The organism is Streptomyces sp. NPDC005963, from assembly GCF_040638655.1.
Lineage (GTDB): Bacteria > Actinomycetota > Actinomycetes > Streptomycetales > Streptomycetaceae > Streptomyces.
The window spans coordinates 100,170-116,177 of sequence record NZ_JBEXVD010000013.1 but is presented as its reverse complement, the minus strand read 5'-3'; the positions used below and the strand labels follow the sequence as shown (position 1 = coordinate 116,177).

13 protein-coding genes are annotated in these 16,008 nt (G+C 68.7%); 10 read left to right on the top strand and 3 right to left on the bottom strand.

The window, feature by feature from the left end:
* Window positions 1–4 precede the first annotated feature (4 nt).
* The 3 genes from ABZ348_RS19280 to ABZ348_RS19270 are packed head-to-tail and all read left to right on the top strand — an operon-like array spanning window position 5 to window position 5,461.
* Window positions 5–1,861 (top strand): siderophore-interacting protein, encoded by a 1,857-nt coding sequence (locus ABZ348_RS19280; RefSeq protein WP_358934529.1) that lies wholly within the window; start codon window positions 5–7, stop codon window positions 1,859–1,861.
* Between the two features lie 23 nt (window positions 1,862–1,884).
* Complete coding sequence (locus ABZ348_RS19275; protein WP_358934527.1) at window positions 1,885–3,630, top strand: ABC transporter ATP-binding protein; 1,746 nt, start codon at window positions 1,885–1,887, stop codon at window positions 3,628–3,630.
* A complete protein-coding gene (locus ABZ348_RS19270) occupies window positions 3,623–5,461 on the top strand; it encodes an ABC transporter ATP-binding protein (protein ID WP_358934525.1) in 1,839 nt (612 codons plus the stop codon). The genes ABZ348_RS19275 and ABZ348_RS19270 overlap by 8 nt, the downstream gene beginning before the upstream one ends.
* Here ABZ348_RS19270 and ABZ348_RS19265 read toward each other — a convergent pair.
* Window positions 5,431–5,802, bottom strand: coding sequence for a hypothetical protein (locus tag ABZ348_RS19265; RefSeq protein WP_358934523.1), 372 nt, complete (start codon window positions 5,800–5,802; stop codon window positions 5,431–5,433). The two genes, ABZ348_RS19270 and ABZ348_RS19265, sit on opposite strands and share 31 nt — an antisense overlap.
* A gap of 703 nt (window positions 5,803–6,505) precedes the next feature.
* Between ABZ348_RS19265 and ABZ348_RS19260 the strand changes: the two genes are divergently transcribed.
* The 5 genes from ABZ348_RS19260 to ABZ348_RS19240 all read left to right on the top strand — a co-directional run bounded on the left by ABZ348_RS19260 (window position 6,506) and on the right by ABZ348_RS19240 (window position 11,140).
* Window positions 6,506–7,576, top strand: coding sequence for an MBL fold metallo-hydrolase (locus ABZ348_RS19260; protein ID WP_358934521.1), 1,071 nt, complete (start codon window positions 6,506–6,508; stop codon window positions 7,574–7,576).
* Window positions 7,577–7,690: 114 nt separating this feature from the next.
* Window positions 7,691–8,236, top strand: a complete 546-nt coding sequence (locus ABZ348_RS19255) for a MarR family transcriptional regulator (RefSeq protein WP_358934520.1) — start codon at window positions 7,691–7,693, stop codon at window positions 8,234–8,236.
* A 79-nt stretch (window positions 8,237–8,315) separates the two neighbouring features.
* Window positions 8,316–9,863, top strand: coding sequence for an LLM class flavin-dependent oxidoreductase (locus tag ABZ348_RS19250; RefSeq protein ID WP_358934518.1), 1,548 nt, complete (start codon window positions 8,316–8,318; stop codon window positions 9,861–9,863).
* A gap of 30 nt (window positions 9,864–9,893) precedes the next feature.
* The gene (locus ABZ348_RS19245; RefSeq protein ID WP_358934516.1) at window positions 9,894–10,082 is read left to right on the top strand and encodes a hypothetical protein; all 189 of its coding nucleotides are present in this window, start codon (window positions 9,894–9,896) and stop codon (window positions 10,080–10,082) included.
* Between the two features lie 89 nt (window positions 10,083–10,171).
* On the top strand, window positions 10,172–11,140 hold the full coding sequence (locus ABZ348_RS19240) for an alpha/beta hydrolase (protein WP_358934514.1): 969 nt from the start codon (window positions 10,172–10,174) through the stop codon (window positions 11,138–11,140).
* A 76-nt stretch (window positions 11,141–11,216) separates the two neighbouring features.
* On the opposite strand, the gene ABZ348_RS19235 is transcribed toward ABZ348_RS19240, so the two are convergent.
* Window positions 11,217–11,987 (bottom strand): SDR family oxidoreductase, encoded by a 771-nt coding sequence (locus tag ABZ348_RS19235; protein WP_358934512.1) that lies wholly within the window; start codon window positions 11,985–11,987, stop codon window positions 11,217–11,219.
* Window positions 11,988–12,286: 299 nt separating this feature from the next.
* Between ABZ348_RS19235 and ABZ348_RS19230 the strand changes: the two genes are divergently transcribed.
* Together ABZ348_RS19230 and ABZ348_RS19225 are read left to right on the top strand one after the other, a co-directional pair.
* Window positions 12,287–13,390: a PP2C family protein-serine/threonine phosphatase gene (locus tag ABZ348_RS19230; protein ID WP_358934510.1), complete on the top strand. Its 1,104-nt coding sequence runs from the start codon at window positions 12,287–12,289 to the stop codon at window positions 13,388–13,390.
* A 680-nt stretch (window positions 13,391–14,070) separates the two neighbouring features.
* Window positions 14,071–14,808: a helix-turn-helix domain-containing protein gene (locus ABZ348_RS19225; protein ID WP_358934508.1), complete on the top strand. Its 738-nt coding sequence runs from the start codon at window positions 14,071–14,073 to the stop codon at window positions 14,806–14,808.
* Window positions 14,809–14,904: 96 nt separating this feature from the next.
* On the opposite strand, the gene ABZ348_RS19220 is transcribed toward ABZ348_RS19225, so the two are convergent.
* The gene (locus ABZ348_RS19220) at window positions 14,905–15,816 is read right to left on the bottom strand and encodes a class I SAM-dependent methyltransferase (protein WP_358934506.1); all 912 of its coding nucleotides are present in this window, start codon (window positions 15,814–15,816) and stop codon (window positions 14,905–14,907) included.
* Window positions 15,817–16,008 lie beyond the last annotated feature (192 nt).

Here is a 16,008-nt window from a genome sequence, read left to right as displayed (position 1 = left end):
ACCCATGGCACAGAGCCTGAGATCCATCGAGGTCTTCCCCATCACCACTCGTACGCTGGACGTCCTCCGGGTGACGGACGTGACGCCCGCGATGCGTCGGATCACCCTCGGCGGTCCCGAACTGGCCGCTCACACCGCGGCGAATGGCTATCCGGTGGCCGCGTTCCGCTCGGAGGGGTTCGACGACGAGTTCAAGATCCTCCTCAAGCATCCCGACGCCGAGGCGGTCGTCGGACCGACGCAGGCGGACGGGCTGCTGAACTGGCCCCGCAACAACCCCCACATGCTCTCCCGTACGTACACGGTCCGCCGTTGGGACCCCGTGGCCGGGGAACTGGACGTCGACTTCGTCCAGCACGGCGTCGGTCCCGCATCGGCGTGGGCGTACGGGGTGCAGCCGGGTGAGCGGGTGCAGATCGCCGGGCCGAAGTCGTCCTCGCGGCACCCCGAGGGGGTGGACTGGACGTTGGTGGCCGGCGACGAGACGGCGCTGCCGGCGATCGGCCGCTGGTTGGAGGAGTGGCCCGCCGGGGCCCGTGGTCAGGTGTTCATCGAGGTCGGCCGGCCCGAGCACCGGCAGGAACTCCCGGTCCCTCACGGGGTGACGTTGACCTGGCTCAGTCGGGACGGCGCGGAGCCGGGCACGACGACGCTGCTGTTCGACGCCATCCGGAAGGCTCCGTGGTGGGAGGGGACGGTCCTCGCTTGGGCGGCCGGCGAATCCCTCACCCTCGCCCCGATCAGACGGTGGCTGAAGAACGAGAAGGGCCTGAGCAGGGAACAGATCGACGTCACCGGGTACTGGCGCCGCCAGGTCACGGTGAACGACGAGGACTCCGCCCGGCCCGCCTCCGGGGAGGTCGACGCGGGCGAGGACGAGGGGAGGCGGTTCCACGAACTCGCGGAGATCCTGCCCGGCTTCGCCCTCCGGGTCGCGGCGACGATCGGCCTCGCCGCCGCGTTCGACGATCGTCCGCGTACCGTCGCCGAGCTCGCCGCGACGACCGGCGCCGCGCCTCAGGGGCTGGCCAAGCTGCTGCGCTTCCTGGCCGCCCTCGACATCACCGAACGCCTCGATGACGGCCGCCACCGGCTCACCGGTCTGGGCCGGGAGTTGGAAAGCGATCACGTCGTCGATGCCTTCGACCTCGACGGGCTGCACGCCCGGCGTGAACTCGGCGGCGTCCTGTCGCTGCTGTCCGCCGTGCGCACCGGGCAGGGCGACCACGACCGGTGGTTCGGCACCGAGTACGCCCAACACATCGCGGACGACCCGGACCTGTTGGCCGCCCGCACCGAGCACGAGGCCGGGGAAGCCGTGTACGTGGCCGGTGCCGTCGCCGCTGCCACCGCATTCGCCGGGCTGTCCACGATCGCGGTCGCAGGTCCGGCACCCGGTAGCTTCGCCGCAGCCCTGGTCAAGGCGCATCCCGGGCTGCACGCCACGATCGTCGCCGCCCCCTCGGAGATCGACGCCCTGCGGCGAGTGTTCCCGGCGCACGAGCGCATCGGCTACGAGGCGGGCAGCCTGCTGGGGGCCCGGCCCGTGCCCGTCGACGCGGTGCTGTTGGCCGACGTGCTGCCCACGCTCACCGACACCGACGCGGTGCACGTGCTGTGGCAGGCAGCCGCCAGCCTCAACCCCGGCGGTCGGGTGCTGGTCTTCGGCGACGTCCTCAACCCCGAGGTGGCGGACGAGCACGACTACGAGGAGGACCTCATCGGGTTCGCCCTGCACGGCGGCGGCGCCCGGGACCACGACGAGCACCATGCGCTGTTCGCCGCCGCGGGCCTGCACCCCGTGGAGCGCACCACGGTCGGTTGGGGCTACACCCTCCACGCGCTCACCCCGTGGGGCTGACCCGGGTGCGGGCACAAGGACGCGTGGGAGGCGAACGGCGTTGGGGGTTGTTCGAAGCGGGGGACGCTCCCCGGGAGCCCCGGTTGCGCATCGACCCCACCTGGTCGTCCGCGCGTTTGAGCAGGGCGATCATCCGTTCCGCGGGGGCCTGGGTGTTCCCGGGAGCGCTGCTGCTGGTGCTGTTCAACATCGCCGCCATGCTGTTGCCGGTCGTCATCGGTCAGTTCGTCGACACCGTGATCGCTCCCGCGGCGGCGGGGGCGGGTTTCGATACGATCAGATCGGCGCTGGCGGGCTGGCTCGCCGCCCTGGTCGGTGTGTACGTGGTGATCAACCTCGGCTACCGGTTCGGCGGCCGGCTGGGTTGGTTCGGTGTGCAGCGGGCGCAGTTCGAACTGTCCCAGAGCGTGCTGGGGCGCATCCTCGACGAGCGCGGTACGGCGGGTCCCGCTCGCGCCCCCGGCCAACTGTTGGCACTGGCCACGGGCGATGTGCACCGTGCGTGCCTCGTCCTCTACGTCACCGTCTACCCGCCGGGTGAGGTCATCGGCCTGCTGGTTGCGGCCGGCATCCTGTTCTGGGTCCACCCGGCCCTCGGCATCGGGGTGGTCATCGCGCTGCCGGTGGTGTTGTTGCTCATGCAGATGGCCGCCCGGCCGCTGCGCCGAAGGAGCGGCGCCGAGCAGGCGGGCCTGGCCGATGCCGCAGCGGCTGCGGCCGATCTGGTGGCGGGGTACCGGGTGATCCGGGGCCTGCACGCCCAGGGTCATGCCGCGGACCGCTACCGAGGCGTGAGCCGTGAGGCGTTGCGGGCGACCCTGTCGGCACGCGGTGCGCAGGCCGGCTTCGAGGGTGTGAGCACGGCCGCCGCGCACGTGTTCGCCGCCGTGGTGGTGCTTGCCGCCGCCGTACCGGCCTTCGCGGGGCGGATCTCACCGGGAGAGTTGGTCACGGTCGCCGGGGTCGCGGTCACCCTGATCGGGCCGCTCGACGGTCTGGTGGGCACGCTGGGGTCGTTCTGGGCGGTCTCCCAAGCCTCCGCCGGGCGCGTCCTCGATCTGGTTGCGCACGCCCCGCATCCCGCCGCTTCGGGTACGGCGGTGCCCGTCGGCGGCGCTGAGCGCCCCCTGACGTTCGACCGACTGACGTTCGACCGACTCGGGCTGGCGGACGACGTCGTGCTCAACGCCGTCGTCCACACCGGTGGGTTCGTCGTACTGGATCTGCCGCAATCCGCCCAGGCGGGCCTGGCCGAACTCCTCGGTCTCAGGGCGATGCCGTCGTCGGGGCGGGTGGAGCACTTCGGCCGGGCCGTGCATGAACACCATCCCTCGCTGTTCCGCGAGCGCGTGCTCGTCGCTCCGCGCACCCCTGGGGTCCTGGCGGGAACAGTGCTGGACAACGTGCGTGCCACCGGCTCCGCACCGACCGCGGTCGACGCGGCACGGACTGCGTTGGTGGTCGCGGGGATGGAGGCCACGGAGCTTCCCGACGGGTACGACACCGCGGTCGGTGATGGCGGTCGGGAGCTCTCGGGAGGCCAACGCCAGCGGATCGCCCTGGCCCGGGCCGTTGCCGCGGACCCGGAGGTGTTGGTGTTGATCGAGCCGACCACCGCGGTGGACGCCGTCACCGAACAGCGCATCGCCACCCGTCTCCGAGAGCACCGGGCCGGGCGGACCACGCTCGTGCTCACCGCCGCCGCGGCCTTCCACACCGTGGCCGATCAGGTCCTGATGGCCCACGAGGAAACGAGGGTCGATGTCTGAGACGGTGAAGGCCCCACATCCCGGCGACCGGTTGCTGCCGGTCGCATCGGGTGGGCAGGTCGCCGCGCACCTCTGGACCGTGCTGCACGGCCGTCGCCGTCGGCTGGCGGGCGTCCTCGCCCTGTTCCTCGCCGAAGCCGCCGTGTCCCTCGTCTTCCCCCTGGTCATCGGGCGACTCGTGGACACGGTGATCGCGTCAGACGGGTCGGGGGTGCCGGGGTCGTTCTGGTGGCAGGTCGCCTCCTTGGTCGGGGCGGCGATCGCCGCAGGGGTGCTGACCTGGATCACTGCGGGCGCGCTGGCCCGGTTCGCGGAAACGCTGATCGCGGAACTGCGCGAGGCATACGTCGGCGCAGCCCTGGGTCTGCCCCGTCGCACGGTGGAGGACGCCGGTGCAGGAGACGTCGTCACCCGGGCCGGCGATGACATCGCCCAGGTCTCCGGCACACTGCCGGAGGTGGTGCCGCGGCTGTGCGTGTCGGTGTTCACGATCCTGCTCGTCGCCGCCGGCATGGGCGCACTCGACCCCTGGTTCCTGTTGGGCTTCGCCCTGACCGTGCTGCCGTACGTCTTCGCCGTGCGCTGGTATCTGCATACCGCCCCCGAGGTGTACGCCGCCGAGCGCGCCACGCAGTCCCGGCGCGGGCAACACATCCTGGGGACGCTCACCGAACTCCCGACCGTCACCGCCCATCGACTCGAACACCGCCAACTGGGACACGTCCGGGATGCCACCTGGCAGGCCGTCCGATGGGCGATGCGTACCCGGATCGTGCAGAACCGGCTGTTCGGACGCCTCAATCTGACCGAGGCGATCGGGCTGATCGCCGTCCTCGGCATCGGTGTGCGGCTCGCCCTCACCGGTGATGCGACTGCCGGTCAGGTGACCGCCGCCGCACTGCTGTTCCTGCGTACCGTCGACCCGATCTCGGCCCTGCTGTTCGTCATGGACGACGCACAGTCCGCGCTCGCCGCTCTCGGACGGATCATCGGTGTCATCCAACGGCCCGGCCCCCCGGACGAAGGGGAATCAACGCCGTCGACCGAGGACACCGCACCGGAAGTCGACGACACCGTGGTGGACGTGCAGGGGGTGCACTTCGCGTATCGCGTTCAGAGGCCGGTCCTGTGCGACGTCAGCGTGCGCATCTCCCGCGACGAGACCGTCGCGCTGGTCGGGGCAACGGGGTCCGGCAAGTCCACGCTCGCCGCACTGATCGCCGACGTCCATCGTCCCGATGCGGGCAGGATCGTCCGATGCGTCCCCCATGCGGCGATCATGACCGTGACCCAGGAGACCCATGTCTTCACGGGCACCCTGCGCGACAATCTCACCCTCACCGCACACGTCAGCGACGACGAGGAAGTCCTCAGGGCACTCGCCTTGGTGGGGGCCGCACCCCTGGTTCCCACACTGCCCAACGGGCTGGACACACCGGTGGGGCACGGCGGGCATCCACTGACTGCGGCACAGGCCCAACTCATCGCGCTCGCACGGCTGGTGCTCGCCGATCCGGAGTTGGTGGTCCTGGACGAAGCCACCGCTGACGCCGGTACGGCGGACGCCGCCCTGCTGGACCTGGCCGCGGCTGCGGTCGTCCGGGGGCGGGCAGCACTGGTGATCGCCCATCGGCTCTCCCAAGCCGTCACTGCTGATCGGATTCTCGTGCTCGATGCCGGCCGGATCATCGAGCACGGCACCCATGACGAACTCGTCGCCGCTCAGGGTGCGTACGCACGGTTGTGGCAGGCGTGGAGCACGGGCGCCGCCACCCCGACCCGATCAGAAACGAGGTCCGTTCAGACGATCTCACCGGTGCAGGAGGCGTGAGCACCACAGTCGTAGCAGGCGTACCTCATGCATCCGGTACAGAGCCCGATGTTCTCCAGCCGGTAGGTGTCCCCGCAGCTCACGCAGATGACTCGCTCGCGCAGCATGGCGTTCCAGCCGTCGCTGCCCCCGATGCCGTGGAAGGAGGCGGCGGTGTACTCGGCCCAGGTGATGTCATGGTCCGTCCAGTGCCGAAGGTGCCAGGAGTAGACGGCGAAGAAGGCTTTCCCGGTCACGAGTTGGCTGCCGTCACGGCCGCCGCGGATCCAGGCCAGGGCGAGGCGTCCGATCCGTTCCTCAATGGGTAGCGCACAGTCCAGGGCCATCTGATTGCTCTTCACCGTTGCAGTATGCGGGGCCGCCCTGCGTCTTTCCGAGGGAGGTGGGCGCGCTCGTCCGCGTCGCCCCGAACGCCGCCGTGACCGACCAGGTCCCAACGGGGCGCGGTTGCGGCAGGACGGCGGCCGTGGGGTGTGCCGGCGCGGAAGCACGCGCCGGTGGCCTTGACGATGGGGGGCGATTCGTACAAGACGAGTACGGACCGTCCCGAGGTCCGTGCCGTGATGGCATCGCGCCAGTCAGGTTCGGGGACGGCGACCCGGTCGATCGGCGAGGCCGGAGCCGACCCCGCTGTATGGAATCCCATCTCGTCCACAAGGTCAGCACACGATAGATCTAGTTCGTTCCATAACGAACTATAGCACTTCCCTTCCAGCTTCTGAGCTGGTCATTCATACAGGATCACCATCGAAAAACGCCTGCACACCACATCGCTTGACCTATGGAGAAATGCGTGTTTATCTTCGTTGCAGAACGAACTATATAGAGACTTGCTCCCGGCACACGGTCGACCACTGTCCGTGCACCCCGACCGCGCAGGCAGCAAAGGACATACGTGCGGGGTCGTGGTTGGTCGAGTCCGCCCCGCACACCACGGATCTCCGTCCTGCGCGTCGGGGCGTAGCCACCCCTCCACACCGGGAGCGCCCTGCGTATGGCGTTCCAGTCACCAGTCACCAGTCACCAGTCAAGAGGAAGTGCGTCATGACCGATTTTGAGAAGCCTGGCACTCCGACTGATCGGCATCAGTTGGGTGCGGCGGGTATGCCGTTGAACACGTTGGCGGACTACCGTCCGATTCCGGCCGACAGCTACGGTGCGTTGTTTCTGCCGGAGCGGTTGGCGAAGGGGTACCACGTCGAGGAGATCCATGACGGTGCGTACTACGTGACGTCGGGGGCGTACGACACCATGTTCGTGCGCACGGGCAATGGTGTGGTGGTGGTGGATGCTCCGCCGTTGCTCGGGGAGAACCTGAAGCGGGCGATCGCGGAGGTCACCGATGAGCCGGTGACCCACCTCATCTATAGCCACTGGCATTCCGATCACATCGGAGCCGCCGGGATCTTCGCCGCCGACAAGCCGAAGGTGATCGCCCATGACTACACCCGCGAGATGATCCAACGCTGGCCGGACCTGGGCGGGGAACGGGGGCTGCCCCTGCCCACCGACACACTCACCGAGAGCACCACCCTCGACGTCAACGGCGTCCGGTTCAACCTCGACTACCACGGTGTAAACCACACCCCGGGCAACATCTTCATCTACGCCCCGCAGCAGAAGGCCCTCGCCGCGATCGACATCATCAGCCCCGGATGGAGCGCCTTCAAGCACTGCGACGCCTCCGAGAACATTCGCGGCTGGGCCGAGGCACACGACTGGATCCTCGACTACGACTTCAAGGGCGTCGTCTCCGGCCACGTCAACCGCTACGGCACTCCCGAGGACGCCCGAGCCTCCCGCGACTACACCCACGACATCGTCGAGTTCTCCAAAGAGGCCCTCAACCACGGCCAGGAGTTCGAGTACATCGAGAAGATCGGCTTCTCCAACGCCTGGGTCCTCTGGGAGAACTACTTCAACGAGATGACCAACTACGTCACCAAGAAGACCCTGGAAAAGGTCACGGACAACGGCCAGACCTGGGCCCAGCGCCTCGCCGGAGCCGACGTCATGACCAAGTACCACGCCTACTCCGTGCTCGAAGCACTCCGCCTCGAATACGGCATGGTCTCCGGCTTCGAAAAGCTCATCCTGCCCCAGCCCGGCGAGTGACCGGATCAGCACAGGAAGTAGCGATCGGGCCCGGCGTACTGGCGACCGGGCCCGCCCCGCAACAGAAGGGTCCCCGGATATAATTCGTTGTGAAACAAACTTTTTGGAGGGGCCATGAGCCCGAGAGCCAACGAAGCACCTGCGGCCGAGGTCGACGGGATCGACCACGCCCATCAGCCCACCACCACGAGAGAACTTTCCCCGTCGCGCCCGCTGAACCGCACCGAGCGGGCCGTATGGCTCGGGCTCCTCTCCACCCATCTGCGGCTCCTGCGCACCCTCGATACCGAGTTGGTCGCGGCCGAGCGCCTGCCCACGTCCTCCTTCGAGGTGCTGCTGACCCTCGCCGAAGCCCCCGGCGGCCAGCTACGGATGAAGGACATCGCCGCGTCCCTGCTCATCAGCCGTAGCGGACTCACCCGTATCGTCGACGACCTCGAACGACAGGGCTTCGTCGAACGCCGCAAGTGCTCGTCCGACGCCCGCGGATTCGATGCGGTCCTCACCGACGCCGGCAGCAAAGCGTACCGCCGGGCCCGCAAGGTCCATCTGACCAATCTGCGGCGGGAGTTCCTCGACAAGCTCACCCCGGAGCAGCTCACCGCACTGGCCGAGATCTGGGCAGCTGTCGGCTACGACGAGACCGCCAACGCCTGCTGACCGAAGCCCGCCGCACCGGCGGGCTTCCCCTCCCGGTCGCCCGAGGCGGCCGGCTGCTCACGGAAAGCACCACACCCACATGACGGACTACGGACACGACCTGCGGTTCGGCGCCTTCCTCACGCCGACGGCCGACGGCCATGACGACCTCGTACGACTGGCCGTCGTCGCCGACGGGATCGGACTGGATCTCATCGGCATCCAGGACCATCCCTACCAGCCGGCGTTCCTGGACACCTGGACGCTGCTGTCCCACCTCGCGGCCCGGACCGAGCGCGTGTCCCTGTTCCCCCATGTCGCCAACCTGCCCCTGCGGCCACCCGCGGTCCTCGCCCGCTCGGCCGCCACGCTGGACATCCTCAGCGGCGGCCGTGCCGAACTCGGGATCGGAGCCGGCGCCTTCTGGGACGCGATCGTCTCCGTCGGAGGGCCCCGTCGTACACCGGGGGAAGCCGTCGACGCCTTGGCAGAGGCGATCACGGTCATCCGGGCGCTGTGGACACCCGGTGCCGGCGCGGACTTCGCGGGTCGACACTACTTCCTCGACGGCGCCCGCCCCGGTCCGTTTCCACCCCACCCCATCGGCATCTGGGTCGGCTCGTACAAGAGGCGCATGTTGGAGCTCACCGGACGACTCGGTGACGGTTGGTTGCCCTCCTCGGCGTACGCACCGCCGGAAGCGCTGGCGGCGATGACCCGCACCATCGACACCGCCGCACGTGCCGCCGGGCGCGACCCCGCGGCCGTGCAGCGCATCTACACCGTGACCGGCCGCTTCTCCCGCCTCGCCTCGGACGGGTTCCTCAACGGACCACCCGAACTCTGGGCGCGTCAGTTGACCGACCTCGCCCTGACTCAGGGGATGAGCGGCTTCGTCCTGGCGCCTTCGAGCCCCGACGCCGAACGTGAGCTGCGCACCTTCGCCGAGGACGTGGCGCCGCTGGTCCGTGCTGCCGTCAGGGCGGCGCGGGGGCACGCTTCCTCCACGGGTTCCGTCGACGCGCTCCCGGCGTCGATCCGCCCCACCGCGCCCGTCGGTCAGCACGTCCGACCCGCGACGCCGGACCACATCGACCTCTGGTCCGCCGACCCCCTGGACGAGGCGACCCGCCCCCACGCCCCCAAGCAGCAGTCGACCGGGGCCCACTCCCACAGCACCGGCACCCGGCTCGTACGCATCCATGACAACCTGCGCCAGGAGATGCGGCAGATCAGGGATGCCGTGGCCCAGGTGGCGGCCGGTCAGCAGGATGCGGCGACGGCCCGTTCGATGATCAACAGCCTCACACTGCGACAGAACTACTGGACCCTCGGTTCCTTCTGCACCGCCTACAGCCGGACCCTCACCACCCATCACACCATCGAGGACCAGTACATGTTTCCCGAGCTCCGCGAGAAGCAGCCCTCGCTGGGGCCCGTGGTGGAACGACTGGAACAGGAACACGAGGTCATCGCGGAGGCCCTGGCCCGTTTGGACGCGGCACTGGTCGTCCTCGTCCAGGACGACAGCCAGCTGGGTGAGGTGCAGGATCTCACCCAGGTGCTGGACCGCATCCTGATCTCCCATCTCGACTACGAAGAGGCCGAGTTGGTCGAACCGCTGGACCGGCTGCGCATCAACGTGTGACGAGGACCCCGACACTGGCTCCTCGCCGTGATGACGGCGACACGGGGCACGACGATCCTCTCCGTGGTGCTCCTGGTGCCGTTCCACTTCACCGTCCGGCACAGCTGGCAGGACCGCTGGCCCCCACAGTTACTCGCACAGTACGGGTCCGTACTCAGCCAGGAATCCCGCGATGGGGTGCCCCTCGCCCGGATACCGCGCGGGAATGAGGGCGGGTGAGCGAGGTGGCGGCCGTTGGGGGGAGGTGGGTGAATGGAGCAAGGCCCTGACCTGGGCCTTCCATCGGAGTGCTCGTGGAGGGATCGAAGATGGCTGCTGACGCGCCCGTCACCCCCGTACTGGAGGAGGCCGCGGCGGATTTCGCCGCCGCCACCGCGAATCCTCCGTATCTGTTCGACCTCGGGCCGGAGAAGGGGCGCCAGGCCGTCGACGAGGTCCAGTCGAACGGCATCACAGGGCCGCCGGTGGACGAGGAGTGGATCACGGTGCAGGGCGGCCCGACCGGCTCGGTCAGGGCCCGGATCGTCAAGCCCGTGGGCGCCGCCGGCCCGCTGCCTGTGATCATCTACATCCACGGCGCAGGCTGGGTCTTCGGCAACGCCCACACCCATGACCGTCTTGTGCGGGAGCTCGCCGTGGGCACCGGCGCCGCCGTCGTCTTTCCGGAATATGACCTGTCTCCCGAGGCCAGGTACCCCACCGCGATCGAACAGAACTACGCCGTCGCCCGCTGGGTCGTCACCGACGGCGCCGCGAAGGATCTGGATCCGACCCGCATCGCGGTGGCGGGCGATTCCGTGGGCGGGAACATGAGCATCGCGCTGACCCTGATGGCCAAAGAACGCGGCGATGTGCCCCTGCGCCATCAGGTGCTCTTCTACCCGGTCACCGACGCCGCTTTCAACACCTCCTCCTACCACCAGTTCGCCACCGGATACTTCCTGCGCCGCGATGCCATGCAGTGGTTCTGGGACCAGTACACGACCGACCCCGCCCAGCGGAACCAGATCACCGCCTCCCCGTTGCGGGCGAGCGTCGAGCAGCTGACGGATCTGCCACCGGCACTCGTCATCACCGCCGAGGCGGACGTGCTGCGCGACGAAGGCGAGGCGTACGCCCGCAGATTGCGCCAAGCGGGCGTACCCGTCACGGCTGTCCGCTACCAGGGCGTCATCCATGACTTCGTGATGCTCAACGCCCTGCATGACACCCAGGCAGCCCGGGCCGCAGTGGCCCAGGCCATCGCCGTCCTGCGCACCGCACTCGACCCGGCTTAGAGGTCGTTGCAGCACCACTCCACGACAGGGGTTCGAACCCACTCGTGGCGGATCCGATCGCCACCGTGTCGGAGCATCAGCGCGTGGTGAAGCCGCCGTCGATCGCCAGGGCCGCGCCCGTGATGAAGGACGCCTCGGCGCTGAGGAGGAACGCCACGAACGGGGCGATCTCCTCGGGCTGTGCAATGCGGTTCACCGGGTGGAGGCTCTCGATGTGTGCGACCGCCTCATCGCTGGTGAGCATGGAGTTGCGGGCCAGGGGTGTGTCGACACCGCCGGTGGTGATCGCATTGATCCGCACGCCCTGCGTGGCGACTTCCAGAGCGGTGGCACGCGTCAGCCCCACCACGGCGTGCTTGGCCGCCACATAGGGGGCGACCTCCGGCAGGGCCACCACACCCATGTTGGAGGCGTTGTTCACGATGGAACCACCTCGTTCCAGCAGGGCGGGAATCTGATGCTTGAGGCAGTTGAAGACGCTGGTGACGTTCTGGGCGATCTCCGCCTCCCAGGAGGCTCCGTCTATGTCCGAGATCCGGCCTGCGGCGTTGACACCGCCGGCGTTGTTGAAGGCTCCGTCAAGCCGCCCGAACTCCTTGATTGCGGTCTGGACCAGCAGTGCCGCGTCGGCTTCGACGGAGACATCGGCGGGCGTGAAGACTGCCTGCCCACCCGCATCCCTGATGCTCCGAGCGGCCTCCTCCCCCACGTCCTTGCGCCGCGCGCCGAGCACGACCGCGGCACCATCCGCCGCGAGCCGCCGGGCGACGGCCAATCCGATGCCGGACGACCCTCCGGTGACGATGAAGACGCGGGAAGCCAGCCGGACAGATGAGGATGACGACATACGGGTGCCTCTCCGAGGTTGCGAGTGAGGTGGTGGCGGCCGGTTTCGGCCTCGTGCCACGCCCACCACACTGCCGAGTCCGGGCGGCCAGTGCTGGCGAGTATCCGACGTCGCGTTCCGCCCGGTCACACCGTTCACCCGAAGCAGTCCCCGAGGCGCCGGCCTCCGCTGGGTGGCAGCCCGTGGATGCGGAATCGCCCGGGGCGCTCCACGGGCCCGGGCCGGGGCAGCTCCACCCGCACCAGTCCATTGGCCTAGCGTCCGTTTTGCCGACGGGGTCGGCAGGGCACAGCCACAGGGTGAAGGGCTCCCACCGATTCGTTCGGCAACTGCCCCCGTTGCTCATCGTGGTGGGCGTGGTCTTCGCGCTCGCCACGCCGCCGCGGTTCACCGCCATGCCGCTGTTCGCCGCGGCTCCGTTGGTGGCCGCGCCCTTCTACTCCCTTTCAGGCACGCTGCTGACCGGAGTGACGTCGACCCTGGCGGTGGTGGTGCTGCACGCCCAGGACAACACGGTGGCACAGGCCCAGGCGTACACGGAGGAGCTCACCCTGCTCACGGTGTCCGCACTGGCACTGGCCATCAACCGAACGATTCGACACGGTGGAGAGCGGCTGACGTCCGCCCGTGAGATCGCGCAGGCGGCCCAACGTGCCGTGTTGCCGTCGCCTGCGAAGGAGGTCGACGATCTGTTGGTGTCGGCCCGCTACGAGGCTGCGGCGACGGACGCCCTGATCGGCGGCGACTTCTTCGCCGTCCAGAACACGCCGTGCGGTGCCCGGGTGGTGGTCGGGGACGTGCGGGGCAAGGGGCTCGGTGCGGTGGGGATGGTCGCGGTGGCCGTCGGTACCTTCCGTGAGGCGTCCGAGCGGGAAGAGGGCCTGGAGGCGGTGGCCGACTGGTTGGACGGTGCCCTGGCGCGCGAAGCCGAGCGCCAGTGCGGCGAGGAGGCGGACGAGTCCTTCGCCACGGCGGTCCTGGCCGAGATCCCCCATCGAGGTGGCGTGGTGCGGCTGATCAACCGGGGGCATCCCGCCCCGCTCCTGCTCTGCCCCGGTGAGGCTCCCGAGCCGCTGCGCCCCGACCGGTACGCGCTTCCACTGGGCATGGCCGGGTTGGAGGGCGAGCCCTTTCAGGCCCAGGAGTATGCGATTCCGCAGAACGCAACGCTGTTGCTGTACACCGACGGTCTGACGGAGGCGCGCGATGCCCACGGCGTCTTCTACGATCCGGCCATCGAGTTGGCGGGGAAGACGTTCAGCGATCCGCACCACCTCCTGGACTGGGTGGTGACCGATGTGTTGCGCCATACCGGCGGCCATGTCACTGACGACATGGCCCTGCTCGCACTGACCACCGTCCCGCCCCCTGTTGAGGGGAAGGAAGGGCACAACGGCGGGTGAACCCGGTCGGTCGGCCGAAAATCTCGCCCTCGACGGCAAACCCCGTGCGGGCCGCTCGGTTCCGGGCGATGAGCGTCGCGAGGTGCTCGGCCTGGTCGGCTGCACCCGTCCGAACTGGGACCCTGTATCCGAGCCGGTGGGTCCTGGAGAGCTGATCACCCCGGGATCACAGGAGGTTCCCGGGCACCCTTCAGGGAGCTGGGGACATATGATCAACGCTTCCACGCTACGGCCGAGCCAGAAAAATGGCCGATTACCCATCGGTCGACCTTATGCCCCACCCCTTGCTTCTCAACGTGCAATCCTGACCGTCTCAACGCCGTGCACCTAGGGCGACTCTCCCGCCTCAAACCCGGATCAATTGATCAAGTACGGTTTGGCTGAATGTCTGCGTCGCCTTTCATACCATCACGAACGGCACTGCTAAAGTCTCCTTTCTGTCCAGCTGTACGGTCGACGACCGCGCTGGTAATGAACGGGGGATTCGGTGAGGATGAGAAAACATGCCTCGGAACGTCTCGTGTCGCTTTCCCAGGCTCTTCTGCGATAACTGCTATTAGCAGACTTAACACTCTCGCACACAGTCTTGCTGCATACAGCATATGACCTGCGTATACAGCCTGTCTCCACAGTCAGTTGCGCGATCATCCCTCACCCCTCCCCCAGTCCGCTCGGAGGAGATGTCTTTGTCCGTCCAGACGCAGTCCTCCCGCTCCATGCTCGCCCGCGGTATGAGCATTCTGCGCTGTTTTCGATCAGGCGAACCAGAACTCCCACTGTCCGAAATAGCTCGCAGGGCCGACATGCCCAAAGCCACTGCTCACCGGATCATTGCCGAGCTTCTAGAGGAAGGGATGCTGGAGCGCGGCGAGAAAGGTCTACGACTCGGCGTTGCACTATTCGTCCTCGGTGCCCGAGTGCCCCGCCAGCTCAAACTCCGCGATCTCACCTTCCCCTACGCCGAAAAGCTGCACCGCCTCACGCACGGAAGTACGTTCGTCTTCATCTCCGATCTCTTCGGGCCTGATGCGGCGCTGGTGGACGCGGTGCGCCGTGCCTACGGACCCGGGGCCGGCCCGGACGCCGAGGCCGAGAACCGCGCCTCGACCCTGGCGGCGACCGGAATCTTCCATGCGTACGGCGGGAACGGGACCTTTCCCCCGCGTGGCGTACAGGCAGTCGTGGAGGACCCGGCCAGGGTCCTGGCACAGGGCTTCGTGATCGTCCGGGGCACCACCGGCGTCATCGGAGTCGCAGGGCCGCTGCTGACGTCGTCGAGCACGGCCGTCGGGGCGTTGGCCGTCGCAGGGCCTCCGGAACGGTTGCAACCGGCACGGGTCGCGGCCCATCTGCGTGCTGCCTGTGCCGCGGTGTCGCGCGTCCTCCAAGGCACACCGGAGCTGGTGCCGGTGTGGTGAACCACTTCAGGAGCCCACCGAAAGGACGGTGGACACCACGCGCGGCCCTGGGTCGTGCGCGCCTGCTGCACGCCATCGGGGCAAGCCGCCCCGGCCTCACGCCCGACGCGCCGTCAGCAGGGTGGGCAGCAGTCGGCCCGCCAGATACTCGTCGCGCGCGGCCATGAGGGTGTGCCGGATGAGGTCCACGGCCTCCTCCCCGTAGATCCCGGCAACGCTGCCCCGGAAGATCCGCACCACCTTGAGCCGTTCGCCGAGCAGTGCCACCGCCCAGGTCGTCAGGTCGTGCCGCTCCACGTCGACGAACCCGGCACGCTCCAACTGGCGCACGCGTTCGGCGATGGGAGTGGTGAAGAAGACCCCGTGCGGATGGCTCGCACGGAATGCCGCTGACGGGCCGTCGGCACCGGGAGTGAGACTCACCTCTTCGGTGAGGACGAGCAGTCCGGCCGGGCGCAGCAGCCTTCCGGCCTCGCGCACGACCTCGCCGGGCTCCGGGAAGTGCGGCATCGATCCCGTCACCACCACGGCGTCCAACGAACCGTCGGGCAGGGGGACTGAGGTGGCACAGGCGCAGATCTCCGCCATCTCGGCCCGGCCTTGGGAACGGCTGATGCGCCGGCTGACCTCACAGTGCTCGGCGACGAGATCGACCCCGTACGCACGCCGAACGGCGATCCCCCGGGCGGCGAGCCGGTCGACCAGATAGCGCAGGGCACCGCCGAAACCGCTCCCCAGCTCGCAGAGGTCCACAGCCGCGCCGTTGAAGGCCGCGCCGTTGAAGGCGGTCCCGGCCCTGCTGCTCAGGGACTCGACGACCAGATCGCAGCCTTGTGGTCCGAAGTGGCCCATCTGGTCCAGACCAAGCAACCCGCTGGGCCCCGATTCGCCGGTGAACTCGACGATCGACCGTTCGGTGCGCTCCCAGTCATGGAGCGCGGGGAAGAGTTCCCGGTGGTAGCGATACTGGGCTTCGGCTCCTGGAGTCGCACCGGCCGCGGCGGTCACCGTCCCCTCCCCTCAGCGCGGCGACGCACCCTTTCAGCCGAGCCCGACCGGTCGGGCTCCACCGGCCGCTTCCTGGCTGGCGTGCGCGAGTTCTCGGTGTGCCCCGGTGAGAAGAGGGCTCCCGTCTTCGGTTTCTCAGTGTTCATCGCAGTGCAGCTCCTCGGTCCGGCGGTCGCGTCGGCTGGGTACGGG

Excerpts from the sequence above, each read along its gene's own strand:
- ABZ348_RS19235 (WP_358934512.1), bottom strand. The coding sequence starts at position 11,987 with ATGTCGTCATCCTCATCTGTCCGGCTGGCTTCCCGCGTCTTCATCGTC.
- ABZ348_RS19245 (WP_358934516.1), top strand. The coding sequence starts at position 9,894 with ATGACGGCGACACGGGGCACGACGATCCTCTCCGTGGTGCTCCTGGTG.
- ABZ348_RS19225 (WP_358934508.1), top strand. The coding sequence starts at position 14,071 with ATGTCTTTGTCCGTCCAGACGCAGTCCTCCCGCTCCATGCTCGCCCGC.
- ABZ348_RS19255 (WP_358934520.1), top strand. The coding sequence starts at position 7,691 with ATGAGCCCGAGAGCCAACGAAGCACCTGCGGCCGAGGTCGACGGGATC.
- ABZ348_RS19240 (WP_358934514.1), top strand. The coding sequence starts at position 10,172 with ATGGCTGCTGACGCGCCCGTCACCCCCGTACTGGAGGAGGCCGCGGCG.
- ABZ348_RS19280 (WP_358934529.1), top strand. The coding sequence starts at position 5 with ATGGCACAGAGCCTGAGATCCATCGAGGTCTTCCCCATCACCACTCGT.
- ABZ348_RS19270 (WP_358934525.1), top strand. The coding sequence starts at position 3,623 with ATGTCTGAGACGGTGAAGGCCCCACATCCCGGCGACCGGTTGCTGCCG.
- ABZ348_RS19250 (WP_358934518.1), top strand. The coding sequence starts at position 8,316 with ATGACGGACTACGGACACGACCTGCGGTTCGGCGCCTTCCTCACGCCG.
- ABZ348_RS19260 (WP_358934521.1), top strand. The coding sequence starts at position 6,506 with ATGACCGATTTTGAGAAGCCTGGCACTCCGACTGATCGGCATCAGTTG.